Below are 16,303 nucleotides of genomic sequence, written 5' to 3'. Positions count from 1 at the left end.
CCGCCGGGGCAAGGCGGGGCCTCGGGCCAGGGAGAGAGATCACATCATTCGATATCGAGCTCTTCGTCATCCAGTAGCTGCTGAGGGAGCTCGGCGTGATAGGCGACGCCCTCGAGCAGGCTGGTCATGTCGGCACCCTCCAGTGCCACCCTCTGCGCTTGTCGCTCTTGGTCAGCGCAGCCTGATCTATTGGCCAGGATCAACCAGCGTCATCGACTGCCCCGAGAGACGGCGAACCAGCTGCATGCGATCTCGGACTCCAAGCTTCTGGAACACCGAGCCGAGGTGCGCCTTGACGGTGCGCTCGGTGATGCCCAGCCGACGCGCCACTTCCTTGTTGCTCTGCCCCTCGAGCACGGCGAAGGTCACCGCCCGCTCTCGACCGGTCAACGCTTCCAGCTCCTCCGGCTGTGCCTGCTCCACCCCACCCAAAACACGGAAGGTGCCCCCGACTACCCGGGCCATCAGCTCCGACGGCACCCAGATCCCCTGGTTGCGGATGACAAGCTCGGCCTGCCGCAGGAGTTCCGGCGGCGAGAGCGCGTGCACATAGCCGCGGGCACCGCTCTCCAGGGCTTGGAACGCCTCGGCGGCCGTTGGGGAGTGGGTCATCACCCCGACCGCCGCTCCGCGGCGGTGCAGTTCCGCCACCAGCGGCGGCCACTCCTGCGTATCAGCCATCACCCAGACGCAGTCGCCCCGCACCAGGCGGGCGGTAATCTGCTCGGCGGTGATGAGACGTGCATCCCGGAAGGCTTCGCGCCAGCGGGGAATCTCGTCGCGTCCCTGACTGATGAAGTAGGTAATCATCTATCGCTCTCCCAAGGAATCGCTCCATGCCCTCAGCACAGGCTTGAGCATGAACTGCATCACGGTGCGCTTGCCGGTCATGATGTCCACCTGGGCGGTCATGCCGGGAATCACGGCGAGCTGCTGGTTGACCTCTTCGCCATCCAGGGCGCGCACGCGCACCAGGTAGAAGGTGTTGTCGTTGTCATCGGTGATGGTGTCGGCGCTGATGTGGTCGAGCTCCGCCTGCAGCCCGCCGTAGATGGCGAAATCGTAGGCGGTGAGCTTGATGGTGGCCGGCTGCCCGGGGCGCAGGAAGGCGATGTCCTGGGGGGCGATGCGCGCCTCGACCAGCAGCTGGTCGTCGCTGGGCACGATCTCCACCACCTCCTGGCCCTGCTGGGCCACCCCGCCGATGGTGTTGATATTGAGCCGCTGCACCACGCCATCCACCGGGGAACGCACCTCGGCCAGGCGCACCCGATCCTGCAGGCCGGCGCTGGACTCGTCCAGGGCGGAGAGGTCGCCCATGACCTGGGCCAGGTCGTTGCGCCAGTCGCTGCGCCGCTCGATGCCGAGCTCGCGCAGCTGGTTACGCGCCTCCTCCACGGCGGACTCGAGGCGCGACACCGAGGCCGCGGCCTGATTGCGCTCGCCGGTGGCACGGGAGACCTCACGCTGCAGGCGCAGGATCTCCACCTCGGAGACCGCTCCGGACTGCAGCAACGGCCGCGTCAGGTTGAGCTCCTGGCTGGCCATGTTGGCCTCGCGCTGGGCGGTGTCCCGCCGGGCCTGGGCCTCGCGCAGCTCCTCCTCACGCTGGCGGATGCGGTCGCGCAGGATGTTCTCCTGCTCGCGCAGCTCCTCGCGGCGACTCTCGTAGACCTCCCGTTCCTGGGCCACGATGCCTGGCGCCTCGGCGCGCAGCTGTTCGGAAGGATCGAAGGGGGTATCGGTGATCAGCGCCCGCAGCCGTTCGGCACGAGCCTGAAGGGAGAGGGCCTGGGCGCGGTTCTCACGGAAGGTGGCGACGAAGCGGGTGGGGTCGATGCGCATCAGCACCTGGCCGGTCTCGACCCTTTCCCCTTCCCGCACCAGGATCTCCTGCACCACGCCGCCGTCGAAGGTCTGCACCCGTTGCAGCTGGCTGGAGGGAATCACCCGACCAGAGCCGCGGGTGACCTCATCGATGGCGGCGAACCAGGACCACACCAGCAGCGCCACCACGGTGAGCAACACCACATAGAGGAAGGCCCGGGCGCGGATGGGGTCCTGCTGCATGCGCGCCCAGTCGGCATCGCTGGCCCAGTCGCGGTTGAGGTGCGCTGCGGTGACCCGCTTCGCGAAGAGGCGATCCATGAAGGGTCGAAAGACCTTGCCGCCGCCCTCGGAGAAGCGTCCGATCGCCTCGAAGCCGCGCTGCTCGGCGCTGCGGGTGTCCTTGCCTGAGCCCTTGCCGGCCATCAGCGCGCCCTCCCGATCTGGCCCTTGCGCAGGGCCTCCACCACCTTGTCCCGCGGCCCATCGGCGACCACCTTGCCGCCGTCGATGACAACGATGCGGTCCACCAGGGAGAGCAGCGAGGTGCGGTGGGTGATCACCACCATGGTCTTGGCCCGGGCGAACTGCTTGAGGCTGGCCTTGAAGGCCTCTTCGCTGGCGTGGTCCATGGAGCTGGTCGGCTCATCGAGCAGCAGGATCTGCGGGTCGTTGACCAGGGCGCGGGCAATGGCCACCGCCTGACGCTGGCCGCCGGAGAGCGCCTGGCCGCGCTCGCCCACCTGCAGATCCACGCCCTGGGGATGGGCGTTGACCAGGCCCTCCAGGCCGCTGAGCCGGATCGCCCTCAGCAGCGACTCGTCGTCCACCCCCTCGCTGCCGCCGCCGGCGAGGATGTTCTCGCGCAGGGTCCCGTAGAAGAGGCTGACATCCTGGGGCACATAGCCGATCTGGCGCCGAAGCTGGATGGGATCGATCTGGCGCAGGTCGACGCCGTCGACCATCACCGCGCCGGCGCTGGGCTGGTAGAGGCCGAGGATCAGCTTGTTGAGGGTGGTCTTGCCGCAGCCCACGCGCCCCAGCAGGGCCACTTTCTCGCCGGCGTCGATCTTCAGCGTCACGTCGCGCAGCGCCTCGCGCTCCTCCTCGGGGTAGCGCAGGGTCACCTTGTCGAAGGCGATCTCGCCGCGCAGCGCCGGGCGGCTGACGAAGGCCTTGCCTTCGGGGCGCTCCACCGGACGCTCCATCACGCCGTTGAGGGACTGCAGCGCGGTGGAGGACTGGTGGTACTGCGCCAGCAGGGCCGCGGCCTGGCTGACCGGCGCCATGGCCCGCGAGGAGAGCAGGTAGGCGGCGATCAGCCCACCCTGGGTGAGGTTGCCATCGATGATCAGGTAGACCCCGATGATGATCACGCAGACCGCCACCGAGTGCTGGGCCCAGAGGGCCACGCTGGAGACCGAAGAGCTCACCAGGCGCAGCTGAGCCGCGGTGCGGGAAAGAAACGCCGAGGCCTTCTCCCACACGCTCTGGATGCGGCTCTCGGCGCGTAGCGCCTTGACGGTTTCCAGCTGGGAGACCGACTCCACCAGGGTGGCGTTGCGCTGGGCGCTCACCCGCCAGGTGGTCTCGGAGAGCTCGTGCAGCTTGCCCTGGGCGGCCAGGGCGTAGAGCAGCACGAAGGCGATGCCCACCAGCACCGGGATCACCAGCGGCGGGCCGATCAGGGCGATGATGGCGGCGAACATCAGCACGAAGGGCAGATCCACCAGGGCCACCACCGTGGCAGAGCCGATGAAGCCCCGCACCGACTCATAGGACTGCAGGGTGGCCGCGAAGGAGCCGGTGGAGGCGGGTCTCGCCTCCATGCGCAGCCCCAGCACCCGGGCCATGATCGAGGAGGAGAGCTTGACGTCGGCCCGGCTCGCCGCCAGGTCGACGAAGGCGTTGCGCATCAGCCGCAGCGCCAAATCGAAACAGAGCACGATGAAGATGCCCGCCGCCAGCACCCAGAGCGTCTCGGTGGCGTGGTTGGGCACCACCCGGTCGTAGACGTTAAGCACGAACAGCGGCATCGCCACCGCAAAGAGGTTGATCATCACCGAGCCGGCGATGACGTCGCGGTAGAGCCGGCGGTTCTCGCAGATCACGCCCCAGAACCAGTGGCGGTTGCGCTGCTTGTTCACCTCGGGCCCTCGGGCGTCGAAGTGGAAGCGCGGCCGCACATAGATCGCCTGGCCGGAGTAGCTGGCCTGAAGGCCATCGAGGCTCACCTCGCTGACCGCATCGCCCAGTTCGGGAAAGATCACCTGGGCACGGCGCGCCTTGATGTCCAGCGCCACCAGCACGCAGGCACGCCCCGGCTCCAGCAGCAGCACCGCCGGGAAGAGCGCCGGGTTGAGCTGCACCAGGCGGCTCTTGACCAGGCGCGCCGTCATGCCCGCCCGCGCCGCCGCCCGCGGGAAGACCCCGGGGGTCAGCCTGCCCTCCTCCAGCGGCAGGCCAGCGGTCAGGGTCTCAGCGGTGGTGGTCTGGTCGTGCAGTGTAGCGACGCTCTGCAGGCACTCCAGCAGCTCATCGAGCACCGCCGAGCGGGCGCCCGGTGCCTCCGGGGGATCCAGGGGTTCTCTCTGGCTCACATACACCTCACGAAGGGGCAAAGCCCCGCCGGCAGGTGGCCGACGGGGCAACAGGCAAGGGAAAGGCGCGAACGCCGCATCGGCCTAGCGGCCGGCCAGCTGGCCCGGCTGCGATAAGGCGTAGGCATCCACTGCGGCATAGAGATTCACTGCCTCGGGCTCGGCCCAGGCCCGGGAGACCTCATCGCTGCCGGCGGCCAGCGTCTGCGGCTGCGACTCGACCGGCGCGAAGCCGAGATCCAGGTTCTCGCCCACCCGCTCCAGGGTCACCTCCACGCGGCGATTCTGGCGGCGACCCTCCACGGTGTTGTTGGTGGCCACCGGCTGGCGGGAGCCGTAGCCTCGAGTCTGCACCAGGCCGCGCTCCACGCCCTGGCTGACCAGATAGTCTGCCACGCTGTCGGCACGCCGCTGGGAGAGCGGGTCATTGATGGCATCGTTGCCGGTGCTGTCGGCGTGGCCCGCGATGAAGACCCGCTCCAGGTTGCCCATGCCGCGGATCTGCTGGACGAGCTGGTTAAGCTCCCCCCTCGCCTGGGCGGAGAGCTCGGCGCTGTTCACGGCAAAGAGCGCATCCGCGGAGAGGGTGACATCCGGGGCACGGGCCGGCGCACTGATGCCGCCGGTAAAGTCCTGGAGGGTAAAGCCCATGGGCCCTTCAGCCGGGCAGATCACACTGGGGTCGAGCGCCACGCCATCGCTGCCCATCTCGGCCAGGGTCGGCATGTCGTCGCGCACCACCCCCAGGGTGGGCATCAGCTGGCCCATGGCGGCCAGGGTGCGGGCATCGGCCAGTGCCACGTCATACTGCGCATTGACGTAGGCTCGGCTGGCCTCGAAGAACTCGTTCTCGCTGTCCAGCACGTCGAGCAGGGTGCGCTGGCCGATATCGAACTGCTGCTGGTAGGCGCCGCGCACCCGGTCGATGGACTGACGATGCTGGTTGAGGTACTGCATCTGCTCGCGCAGGCGGCGGGTGTCGTTGTAGGCGATCTGGGTGGTCTGACGGATGTTGTGGCACACCACCTCGCGCTGGTTGATCGACTGCTCGACCCGGTCGCTGGCGGCGCGGAAGGAGGCCAGGTCGCTGCCGCCCCGGTAGAGGTTCATGCTGGCCACCAGCTCGATGCTGTGGCGATCGCGGCTGCCCAGGGGGTCGAAGCTGCCGTCGCTGCTGTCGTAGGTGCCGGTACGCCCGCGCAAATCCAGGCGCGGCTGGAAGCCGGCCCGGGTACCAGACTGCTCAGCTCGGCTCGCCTCGATGTTCTCGATGGCGGCGTGGAACTCGGGGTTGCCCTGGAAGGCCAGGTTCACTGCCTCGGCCACGCTGGGCGGCAGGCGGTCGTCGAGCTGGGGCGCCGGCGCCAGGTCCTCGGCGGGCAGCTGGCCGACGATGCGTTGGTAGCGGGCGGTGACGTCGTGCAGGTTGGCCGCCTCGGTCATCAGGTTGGACTCGGCCAGGGCCAGGCGACCGCTGATCTGCTCCAGGTCGACGCCGCGGCCGGCGCCGGACTGCACGCGCTCCTCGATCTGGTTGAAGACACGCAGGTGGTCGGCGTAGTTGTCCTGGGCCAGGCGCACCAGCTCGCGGTAGCGGTTTACGTCGAGGTAGGCGCGGGAGGCCTCCAGGGCGACGTTCTCGCTGGCCCCGAGCAGCTCGTAGTAGCGCACCAGCTTGGCGCGGTCGAGCCGCTCTACCTCGCTGCGGGTGGCGAAGCCGTCCCAGATCATCTGGGTCAGGGTCAGCTCGGCGAAGGAGGTCTCATAGCTGCCGCGACCATCATCCTGGCGGTCTTCACGGCCGATGCCCGCCGCGGCATCGATGCTCGGCAGGTAGTTGCCGCGGGCCACGCCCACGTCGTTTCCGGCGGCGCGCAGGCCGTTCCAGGCCGCATGCACCTCCGGGTTGGTGGCCAGCGCCTGGCGTACCACCTCCGTCAGGTTGGCAGAGCCGGGCTGGGCCAGGCCGGGCGGCAGGCTCTGGGCCACGGCGGCGGTCAGCGGCAGCAGCGTCAGGGCGGAGCCGACGAGAGCGGCTCCGGCGAAGCGGCGGTGGCGAGTGTACTGGTTAGCGAGTGTCATGATGGTTCCCTTCTGCATGATCCCGGGTGCTGACCGTGGGCCTGTCCCGGCAGGAGATACGTTATTGCTCTTCGGGCCACATCGCCGGCGAGACTCCTCCTCTCCGGAATGGCGCATCCTTTCCCGCTTGCTTCCCTTGGTCCACGGGGTTACCAGAAAGGTAGTTACTCCCCTAAGGAGTGGCTAAGCACTATCGGCTTACGCCAGCATTGTTTGTTACTCAGTGTAAGCATGATTTACCATAAGTCCAGCAGGGCTCGAGTCGGCACCCGAAGGGATCGCAGCGAATTGATGCAAGTCATGGATGACAACCGAGCGCGCTGAAGGTCGCGTGCTTTCGATACCGATGCGGCGGCCCCCTCTCCAGAACTCCCCAAACGTGCTATCGTCACGCCATTGCGGCACGGCAACGTAGACAAGGAGAAGGCCATGTCCTCATCGGAAATTCAGAAGACCCGGGTCATCAATGAGCTGCGCGGCTTCATCAGGAAGCTGCTGCAGGACCCGAAGATCCTCGAGCAGTCCCTCGATATCACCCGCCGCCACCTCGCCGAGGGCAGTCGGGATGACCTCATGGCCCGGATTGCCAACGAGATCTCCGAAACCACCAGCGTGCATATCCCGGAGGATCCGGCGGAGCATTCCGAGGCGGACAAGCTCTTCCTGGAGCTGCTGCGCGAGGTGGTCAACGAGGAGCAGGCGCTCTACTGAGCCTGCTCAGCCCCCTGTCACGACGCCCGGCCCCGGCCGGGCGTCGGCGTTTCGGGAAGGCGCGCCCGACTTCTGGTACACTGTAAGCAATTGTTTCTACAAATGCTTTACAGATTTCCAACGATGTACTACCTGCTCAAGCTGTTTCCCGAGATCACCATCAAGTCCCGCTCGGTGCGGCGCCACATGACCCGCTGCCTGACCGCCAACGTACGCAATACCCTGCGCCCCCTGGATCAGCGCATCCGCGTACGGGAGCACTGGGACTCCCTCCAGGTCGCCACTCCCGAAGGGCTGTCCGACGCGACTCGGACGGAGGTCCAGCAGCGCCTGGCCCGTATCCCGGGAATCCACGAGGTGCAGACGGTCGAGGAGGTCGGCTTTCGGGATCTCGACGATATCGCCAACCGGCTCACGCCGCTGTGGCAGGGCGAGATCGCCGGCCGCCGTTTCCGGGTCTCCGCCAAGAGGCGTGGCCAGCACCTCTTCACCTCCGCCGATATGGAGCGCCACCTGGGGGCGCGGCTACTGGCGGCCGCGCCCGGCGCCAGCGTCGACCTGCGTCACGCCGAGGTGGACGTACCGGTCCAGGTGATCGACGACCGGCTGCGCCTGATCCGCCGGCGCTGGCCGGGGCTCGGCGGCTATCCGCTGGGCCTGCAGGGCCAGGCCATGGCGCTGATCTCCGGCGGCTACGACTCGCCGGTGGCCGCCTGGCGCATGATTCGCCGCGGCATCAAGACCCACTTCCTTTTCTTCAACCTCGGCGGCCCGGAACATGAGCGCGGGGTGCGCGAGGTCACCCATCACCTCTGGCAGCGCTACAGCCTCTCCCATCGAGTCAGCTTCATCTCGGTGCCCTTCGAGCCGGTGGTCGCCGAGATCCTGCACAAGGTGCCGGATGGCGTCATGGGCGTGGTGCTCAAGCGCATGATGGTACGCGCCGCCTCGCGCATCGCCCGCCGCGCCCGAGTGCCGGCGCTGGTCACCGGCGACGCCATCGCCCAGGTCTCCAGCCAGACCCTCAGCAACCTCGCACTGATCGATGACGCCAGCGAGCTGCCGGTGCTGCGCCCCCTGCTCACCGACGACAAGCAGGAGATCATCCGCCAGGCCCGCGAGATCGACACCGCCCGCTTCGCCGAGACGATGCCCGAGTACTGCGGCGTCATCTCACGCCGCCCCAATACCCGGGCACGCCGCGACCAGATTGCCGAGGCCGAGGCGACCTTCGATTTCTCGGTGCTGGAGGCCGCCATCGAGGACGCCACGCTCACCCGCACCGATGCACTGGCTGACGCCCCGGCGCCCTCGCCCGCCTCCCCCGCCGAACTGCTGACCCTGGATAGCCGGGAGAGCCTCGCCGCCGCCGACCAGATCAGCGTGATCGATATCCGCGCCCCCCACGAGCGTGAGGAGGCCCCGCTCTCGCTGCCCGAGGTGCCGCAGCTGGCGATACCCTTCTATGAGCTTCAGCAGCAGGCCGAATCCCTGCCCGATGATCGCCGCTACCTGCTCTACTGCGACCAGGGCGTGATGAGCCGCATGCAGGCGCTCCACCTGCATGATCGCGGCCTCACCCACTTCGGCATCTATCGAAACGCCGCCTCACGATAGTTACACTTCGCTACCCAAATTCCAGAACCCTTCTACGCTCATGGAAGAGGCCTCGCGCTTCACGAGGGCCCTGAGGGAGATGGCGTATGGGCAGTCAGGATTTGCGTTCGCCAGGCAGACGTCCTGACGAGGAGGAACCCCTCTTGGATCCGGGGTGGCCGCGCCCACCCGGAGCAGGCCTGGGCGTGACGCCGCCGAAGAAGCGGCGCCACCCGGGGCTCTGGCTGCTGCTGTTGCTGGCGCTGGTGGCAAGCGTACTGGCCACCCTGCTGGTGGCAGAGGCCCGCACCTCACGCTTCCAGTCCCAGGAGCTCTCGCGCTACGCCGGCCAGCTAGGCTGGAGCGTGATGCCCGGGCGCAGCGAACGGATCCTCTTTCCCCGCCACGGCCCCTTCGACGAGCGTCTCGGCTACACCCGAATCCCGGCCTTCCAGTCCCGCCTGGTGGAGCGTGACTTTCACATCGAGCGTCAGGCGCGCTTCTCGCCGGCCCTGATGGAGTATGCCGCCCGCGGCTTCTACCCCCCCTACGCCGAGAAGACCCGCGCCGGACTCAGCCTGGAAAGCTGTACCGGCGAGACCCTCTACGCCTTCCGCCACCCCGGGCATCACTACCCCCATTTCGATGCCGTGCCGCCCCTGGTGCTGGAAATGCTGCTGTTTATCGAGAACCGTCAGCTGCTCGACGCCAGCGCACCCAACGCCAACCCCGCGGTGGACTGGCCACGGTTTGCCCGCGCCGCCCTCTCCCAGGTCACCCGCGCCCTGGAAGTCTCGGACCACTCCGCCGGGGGGAGCACCCTTGCCACCCAGATCGAGAAATACCGCCACTCGCCCGGAGGTCGCACCGACACCCCCGTGGAGAAGCTGCGCCAGATGGTCTCGGCCAGCGTGCGCGGCTATCGCCACGGCCCCGAGACCCTCACCGCCCGCCAGGATATCGCCCTGGACTACCTCAACAGCGTGCCCCTGGCCGCCGCCCCCGGCCACGGCGAGGTGCACGGCCTGACCGACGGCCTCTGGGTGTGGTTCGGCGCAGACCCCGACGAGACCAACCGCCTGCTGGTCCCCGGCTTCAGCGGCTCCGACGCTCTGCCACGCCAGGGGCTGGCGCTGCGCCAGGTGCTGGCACTGATGATCGCCCAGCGCCGCCCCTCTTGGTACCTGCGAGGCGGCCGAGAGGCGCTGGAGCGCCTTACCGACAGCCACCTGCGGCTGCTCGCCAGCGAAGGGGTGGTTCCCGTCGAGCTCAGCGAGGCGGCCCTGGCCCAGCGCCTCGTTTTCCGCGACTTCCAGGCGGCGCCGGTGGCCCACCGCGTGCCCCGCGACAAGGGGCTGCAGGTGGCCCGCATCCGCCTGGCCGGCCTGCTGGGCGTCTCCCTCCACGAACTGGACCGGCTCGATCTGAGAGCCCGCACCACTCTGCATCCCGACCTGCAGCGCGAGGCCACGGACTATCTCCACCGACTCGCCGACCCCGAGTTCGCCGCCGAGATCGGCCTGTTCGGGGAGCGGCTGCTCTCCCCGGAGAAGACCGCCGAGGTGCGTTACAGCTTTACGCTTTTCGAGCGCAGCGAAGAGGGCTTCCGGGTGCGCGTGCAGACCGACAACGGCGGCCAGCCCTTCGATATCAACGAGGGCAGCAAGCTGGAGCTGGGCTCCACCGCCAAGCTGCGCGTGCTGGCCACCTACCTGGAGATCATCGCCGAACTGCACGACCGCCACGCCGGGCTGCCCGCCGAGACCCTGCGGCAGATCCCGGTTGACCGCCAGGATCATCTCAGCCGCTGGGTGCTCGACCGCCTGATCGCCGAGCCCGGGTTGCCCCTGGCGTCCCTGCTCGATCAGGCCATGCAGCGCCGCTACTCGGCCAGCCCCCACGAAGCCTTCTTCACCGGCGGCGGCCGCCACACCTTCAGCAACTTCCGCCGGGAGGATAACGGCCGCCACCCCACCCTCGAAGAGGCGATGCGCGAGTCGCTGAACCTGCCCTTCATTCGCCTGATGCGCGACCTGGTGAACTACAGCATCCACCGGGACGAGAACCGGCGCCAGCTCCTCGAGGACGACAGCGACCCCCGCCGCCTGGACTACCTGGCCAGCTTCGCCGACCGGGAGGGGCGCGTCTTCCTGCAGCGCTTCTGGCGCAAGTACCGGGCACTGCCGCCCGAGGAGAGCCTGGAGGCCTTTATCGGCGGGCTACGCCCGGACGCGCGCCGCCTGGCGGCGGTCTACCGCTATCTCTATCCAGAAGCAGATCCCATCGGCTTCACCGCTTTCATGGCCGAGCGGCTGGCCGGACGGGCCAGCTTTCAGCCCAGCGCCCTCTTCCAGCGCAGCGACCCGAGCGCCCTGACCCTCTCCGACCAGGGGCATATCGCCGGGGTCCACCCGCTGGAGCTCTGGCTGGTGGGCTTCCTCCAGGACCGGCCCGACGCCAGCTACGCCGACGCCGAAGCGGCCAGCCGCGAGGCGCGCCAGGAGGTCTACGGCTGGCTGCTGCGCACCCGCCACCGCAATGCCCGGGACGTGCGCATTCGCACCATGCTGGAGGTGGAGGCCTTCCTCGACCTGCATCAGCGCTGGGCCCGCCTGGGGTTTGCTTTCGACCATCTGGTGCCCTCCCTGGCCACGGCGATCGGCAGTTCGGGAGATCGCCCCGCGGCCCTGGCCGAGCTGATGGGCATCATTCTCAACGATGGCGTGCGCCTGCCCACCCTGCGCATCGACGAGGTCCACCTGGCCGAGGGCACTCCCTACGAGACCCGCCTCCTGCCCGATGACGCCGGCACCCACCGGGTGATGGCACCGGAGGTCGCCGCGGTGCTGCGCCATTCCCTTTCTCAGGTGGTAGAGGGCGGCACCGCGCGCCGGCTGCAGGGAAGCTTCCGACTGGACGATGACACCCCGCTGACCCTGGGCGGCAAGACCGGTACCGGCAACAACCGCTTCCAGACAGTGACTCGCTCCGGTCAGGTAGTACACTCAGAGGCGCGCAACCGCACTGCCACCTTCGTGTTCTACCTGGGCGATGATCACTTCGGCACCCTCACCGCCTACGTGGCCGGCAGCGACGCCGACCGCTTCCGCTTTACCTCGGCCCTTCCGGTCCAGGTGCTCAAGGGCATGGAGCCGATCCTGCGCCCCTACCTCGCCCCCGGCGCCCGCACCCAGTGCCAGCCACCCCGCGACCCCGACATGCTGATGGCCGACTCCAAGCCCAGCGGCGGCTCTTCCTGACGAGAGTGGCAGCCAGGCTCCGCGGGGCGAAGGGATAGGAAGGCTCCGACGAAAAGCGCCCGGTGCGGATAGGCACCGGGCGCTCGATCGTACGGGGCGTGCTTGGTTCAGCTGCAGGGCACGACCTTGCGGGCGGTGTCCTTGGCCCACAGGCTCTGGCCGTCCGGGGTGGTGCCATGAGCGTTCCAGGTCTCGGTGATCTCGAGGCAGTAGGAGCCCATCTCCTCGACGCGCTTCTCCGGGTCAGCGGGGCGATCATCGCCGATCCGCATGAGGTCGGGGTCGACGCTGGTGTAGGTCGGCGAGATAGCATTGCCGGCACAGCCGGCCAGCAGGGCGGTTGCTGCCATCAAGGGCAGGGCAAGACGCATACGCATGGGAGTTTCTCCATGAAGTCTGTAGGGAAGCAGGCTCCAGGCATGCGTGACGCTGGGGTTGGCCATCGGGCAAGCGGCGATCCGTGCCGCTCACCGTTTGACCCTCCCATTTTAACCGAACAGTGTGCGGCTCGCCAAACCCGGGCGCCGCGCGGGTGCAGCGCGAGCTCAAGACGGCTACAATCTGGCGTCTGATTTTCCCTGGGACTCAAGAGCCGATATGTCGACGAACGCCACGCGCAAGATCCTGGTCACCAGCGCCCTGCCCTACGCCAACGGCGCCATCCACCTCGGCCACCTGCTCGAATACATCCAGACCGATATCTGGGTGCGCTTCCAGAAGAGCCGCGGCCACGAGTGCCACTACGTGTGCGCCGACGACGCCCATGGCACCGCCATCATGCTGCGTGCCGAGCAGGAGGGCATCACCTCCGAGGCGCTGATCGACCGGGTCAGTCAGGAGCACCAGGCGGACTTCGCCACCTTCGGCGTGGCCTTCGACAACTACCACTCGACCCACTCCGACGAGAACCGCTACTTCAGCGAGCTGATCTACACCCGCCTGCGGGACAAGGGGCATATCGCCACCCGCGACATCGAGCAGATGTACGACCCGGTCAAGGGGCTCTTCCTGGCCGACCGCTTCATCAAGGGCACCTGCCCCAAGTGCAAGGCGGACGACCAGTACGGCGACAACTGCGAGGCCTGCGGCGCCACCTATACCCCGGCGGAGCTGATCGATCCGGTATCGGCCATCTCCGGCGCCACCCCCGAGGTGAGAAGCTCCACCCACTACTTCTTCAAGCTGCCGGACTTCGCCGACTTCCTGCATGAGTGGATCAACGACGGCCACGTCCAGTCCCAGATCCGCAACAAGCTGATGGAGTGGTTCGAGGCCGGCTTCAACGAGTGGGACATCTCCCGGGACGCCCCCTACTTCGGCTTCGAGATCCCCGACGCCCCGGGCAAGTATTTCTACGTCTGGCTGGACGCCCCCATCGGCTACCTGGCCAGCTTCAAGAACCTCTGCGACCGCCAGGGGCTGGACTTCGACGCCTTCTGGCACAAGGACAGCCAGGCCGAGGTCTACCATTTCATCGGCAAGGATATCGTCTACTTCCACGCCCTGTTCTGGCCTGCCATGCTCCACGGCGCCGACTTCCGCACCCCCACCGCGGTCAACTGCCACGGCTTCGTGACGGTGAACGGGGCCAAGATGTCCAAGTCCCGGGGCACCTTCATCAAGGCCGCCACCTACGCGGACTTCCTGAACCCGGAGTACCTGCGCTACTACTTCGCCGCCAAGCTCACCTCTCGGGTGGACGACCTGGACCTCAACCTCGAGGACTTCGCCGCCCGGGTCAACAGCGACCTGGTGGGCAAGGTGGTCAATATCGCCAGCCGCTGCGCCGGCTTCGTCAAGAAGCTGGGCGGCGGCAGGCTCTCGGCCCACTGTGCCGAGCCGGAGATGCTGGCCCGCTTCATCGGTGCCGGCGACGAGATCGCCGAGTTCTACGAGGCTCGCGAGTTCGGCCGCGCCATGCGCAAGGTGATGGAGCTGGCGGATGAGGCCAACACCTATATCGCCGACGCCGAGCCCTGGGTGCTGGCCAAGCAGGAGGGCCGCGAGCAGGAGGTGCTCGACATCTGCTCGGTGGGCCTCAACCTCTTCCGTCAGCTGATGGTCTACCTGGCACCGGTGGTGCCAGCCATGGCCGAAGGCGCTCGCGACTTCCTGAAACTCGAGTCGCTGGACTGGGCAAGCCGCCACGCGGCGCTGCTGGATCACGAGATCGCCAAGTTCAAGCCCCTGATGACCCGCGTGGAGCGGGAGAAGATCGACGCCATGATGGCGGCGTCAAAGGAGGACCTGGTGGAAGAACAGAAGCTCAAGGAGACCCCGAAGGGGCCCCTGGCCGAGACGCCCATCGCCCCGGAGATCGCCTTCGACGACTTCATCAAGGTGGACCTGCGCATCGCACGGATCGCCAAGGCGGAGTACGTCGAGGGTGCCGACAAGCTGCTCAAGCTGACCCTGGACCTGGGCGGCGAGACCCGCACGGTGTTCTCGGGCATTCGCAGCGCCTACGCCCCCGAGGCCCTGGAGGGCCGGCTCACCGTGATGGTGGCCAACCTCGCCCCGCGCAAGATGCGCTTCGGCCTCTCCGAGGGGATGGTGCTGGCCTCGGCCAACGACGAGGGCATCTACCTGCTCTCGCCGGATGCCGGCGCCGAGCCCGGCCAGCGGGTGACCTGAGGCGTGAGCCAGCCCGAGCGGATCGCGGCCATCGACGCCCTGCTGCCCCAGACCCAGTGCGGCAAGTGCGGCTTCGATGGCTGCCTCCCCTACGCCGAGGCGATCGCCGCGGGCGAGCCCATCAACCGCTGCCCGCCGGGCGGCGAGGCGACCCTCGAGCGCCTGGCGGCGCTCACCGGCCGGCAGGTGGAGCCTCTGGTGGAGCCCGCCCAGTTGCCGCTGGCCGCGGTGATCCGCGAGGCCGAGTGCATCGGCTGCACCAAGTGCATCCAGGCCTGCCCGGTGGACGCCATCCTCGGCGCGGCCAAGCGCATGCATACGGTGATCACGGACGAGTGCACCGGCTGCGAGCTCTGTGTGGCCCCCTGCCCGGTGGACTGCATCGATCTGGTGCCCCACCCCGTCTGGCAGGCCGCCGAGAGCGAGGCCGAGCGCGACGCCTACCTGGCCCGGCGCGCAACGCTCGGGCGCACCCGCCACCGCGCCCGCCAGGCGCGCCTGGCCCGAGAGGCCAAGGAGAAGCGCCTGGAGCGCCAGAAGCGCCTGATGCGTCAGCGCCGCCCCGGCGGCTCGGGCCCTGCCACCGCAGGCCCGGCGGTGAAGCGACAGCGCCAAATGGCCCTCAAGGCCGCCGAGCAGGCCGTCAAGCGCGTGCAGCAGCAGCTGGAGAGCGCCCGGCGCCGCGGCGACGCCGACGCCGAGGCCACCGCACAAGCTCAGCTCCCCGAAGCCGAGCGGCTGCTGGCAGAGGCCAGAAGCGCCCTGGAAGAGAGTCAGACAACCTAGCCCAGCCGAGGCAGGGCCAGCTGAATTACCGCCAGGACAGGGGCGCCGAAGGGCTATCGCAGCTACCGACAGGGCGGCAAGGGAGATAGCGAAAGGCGCCGCTGCCAACTGCGATGGCTCTGAGGAGCGCCGGGAGCAGCTCAATAAACGGAAAAACATGAACGCCCAGAAACGCTTCGAGATCTTCGCGCGGCTGCGCGAGCACAACCCCGAGCCCACCACCGAGCTCAACTGGGAAACCCCCTTCGAGCTCCTCACCGCGGTGCTGCTCTCCGCCCAGGCCACCGACGTAGGCGTCAACAAGGCCACGGCCCGGCTCTTCCCCGTCGCCAACACCCCCCAGGCGATCATTGCGCTCGGCCTCGACGGGCTCAAGGAGCACATCAAGACCATCGGCCTCTTCAACACCAAGGCCGAGAACCTGATGAAGACCTGCCACCTGCTGATCGACAAGCACGGCGGCGAGGTCCCCGAGACCCGCGCCGCCCTGGAGGCGCTGCCCGGGGTGGGCCGCAAGACCGCCAACGTCATCCTCAACACCGCCTTCGGCCAGCCCACCATCGCCGTGGACACCCATATCTTCCGGGTCTCCAACCGCACCGGTATTGCCAAGGGCAAGGACGTGGTCGAGGTCGAGAAGAAGCTGCTGCGCCACGTGCCGAAGGAGTTTCGACAGGACGCCCACCACTGGCTGATCCTCCACGGCCGCTACACCTGCGTGGCGCGCAAGCCGCGCTGCGGCAGCTGCGTCATCGAGGACCTCTGCGAATTCAAGGAGAAGACAGAGCTGTAACGAGGCTTGCCCTT

At 68.1% G+C, this 16,303-nt stretch carries 11 protein-coding genes; 6 read left to right on the top strand and 5 right to left on the bottom strand.

What is annotated here, in order from left to right; translation table 11 throughout:
- Window positions 1–186: 186 nt before the first annotated feature.
- The 4 genes from ACRYRV_RS15460 to ACRYRV_RS15445 form a co-directional block, all read right to left on the bottom strand.
- The gene (locus ACRYRV_RS15460) at window positions 187–810 is read right to left on the bottom strand and encodes a helix-turn-helix transcriptional regulator (RefSeq protein ID WP_444984539.1); all 624 of its coding nucleotides are present in this window, start codon (window positions 808–810) and stop codon (window positions 187–189) included.
- Window positions 811–2,253 carry an HlyD family type I secretion periplasmic adaptor subunit gene (locus ACRYRV_RS15455; protein ID WP_444984540.1) on the bottom strand — a complete coding sequence of 481 codons (1,443 nt, stop codon included), beginning with the start codon at window positions 2,251–2,253 and terminating at the stop codon, window positions 811–813.
- Window positions 2,253–4,427: a type I secretion system permease/ATPase gene (locus ACRYRV_RS15450; protein WP_444984541.1), complete on the bottom strand. Its 2,175-nt coding sequence runs from the start codon at window positions 4,425–4,427 to the stop codon at window positions 2,253–2,255. The genes ACRYRV_RS15455 and ACRYRV_RS15450 overlap by 1 nt, the downstream gene beginning before the upstream one ends.
- An 84-nt stretch (window positions 4,428–4,511) precedes the next feature.
- Complete coding sequence (locus ACRYRV_RS15445) at window positions 4,512–6,509, bottom strand: TolC family outer membrane protein (RefSeq protein ID WP_444984542.1); 1,998 nt, start codon at window positions 6,507–6,509, stop codon at window positions 4,512–4,514.
- A gap of 429 nt (window positions 6,510–6,938) precedes the next feature.
- Between ACRYRV_RS15445 and ACRYRV_RS15440 the strand changes: the two genes are divergently transcribed.
- The 3 genes from ACRYRV_RS15440 (at window position 6,939) to ACRYRV_RS15430 (ending at window position 12,076) form a co-directional block, all read left to right on the top strand.
- Window positions 6,939–7,220: a hypothetical protein gene (locus ACRYRV_RS15440; protein ID WP_299316587.1), complete on the top strand. Its 282-nt coding sequence runs from the start codon at window positions 6,939–6,941 to the stop codon at window positions 7,218–7,220.
- Between the two features lie 123 nt (window positions 7,221–7,343).
- Window positions 7,344–8,837, top strand: a complete 1,494-nt coding sequence (gene thiI / locus ACRYRV_RS15435; protein WP_444984543.1) for a tRNA uracil 4-sulfurtransferase ThiI — start codon at window positions 7,344–7,346, stop codon at window positions 8,835–8,837.
- 185 nt (window positions 8,838–9,022) lie between these two features.
- Window positions 9,023–12,076 carry a transglycosylase domain-containing protein gene (locus ACRYRV_RS15430; RefSeq protein WP_444984544.1) on the top strand — a complete coding sequence of 1,018 codons (3,054 nt, stop codon included), beginning with the start codon at window positions 9,023–9,025 and terminating at the stop codon, window positions 12,074–12,076.
- Window positions 12,077–12,183: 107 nt separating this feature from the next.
- Here ACRYRV_RS15430 and ACRYRV_RS15425 read toward each other — a convergent pair whose 3' ends face one another.
- On the bottom strand, window positions 12,184–12,453 hold the full coding sequence (locus ACRYRV_RS15425; RefSeq protein ID WP_444984545.1) for a hypothetical protein: 270 nt from the start codon (window positions 12,451–12,453) through the stop codon (window positions 12,184–12,186).
- Between the two features lie 220 nt (window positions 12,454–12,673).
- Here ACRYRV_RS15425 and metG point away from each other — a divergent pair, with 220 nt between their 5' ends.
- The 3 genes from metG (at window position 12,674) to nth (ending at window position 16,289) form a co-directional block, all read left to right on the top strand.
- The gene (gene metG, locus ACRYRV_RS15420) at window positions 12,674–14,710 is read left to right on the top strand and encodes a methionine--tRNA ligase (protein WP_444984546.1); all 2,037 of its coding nucleotides are present in this window, start codon (window positions 12,674–12,676) and stop codon (window positions 14,708–14,710) included.
- A 3-nt stretch (window positions 14,711–14,713) separates the two neighbouring features.
- On the top strand, window positions 14,714–15,496 hold the full coding sequence (locus ACRYRV_RS15415; protein ID WP_444984547.1) for an RnfABCDGE type electron transport complex subunit B: 783 nt from the start codon (window positions 14,714–14,716) through the stop codon (window positions 15,494–15,496).
- 157 nt (window positions 15,497–15,653) lie between these two features.
- Window positions 15,654–16,289: an endonuclease III gene (gene nth / locus ACRYRV_RS15410; RefSeq protein WP_253443109.1), complete on the top strand. Its 636-nt coding sequence runs from the start codon at window positions 15,654–15,656 to the stop codon at window positions 16,287–16,289.
- Window positions 16,290–16,303: the final 14 nt, after the last annotated feature.

This window comes from Halomonas mongoliensis, assembly GCF_052496345.1.
Note: the sequence above shows the minus strand (reverse complement) of the source record. Positions and strands in the feature narration are given on the sequence as shown.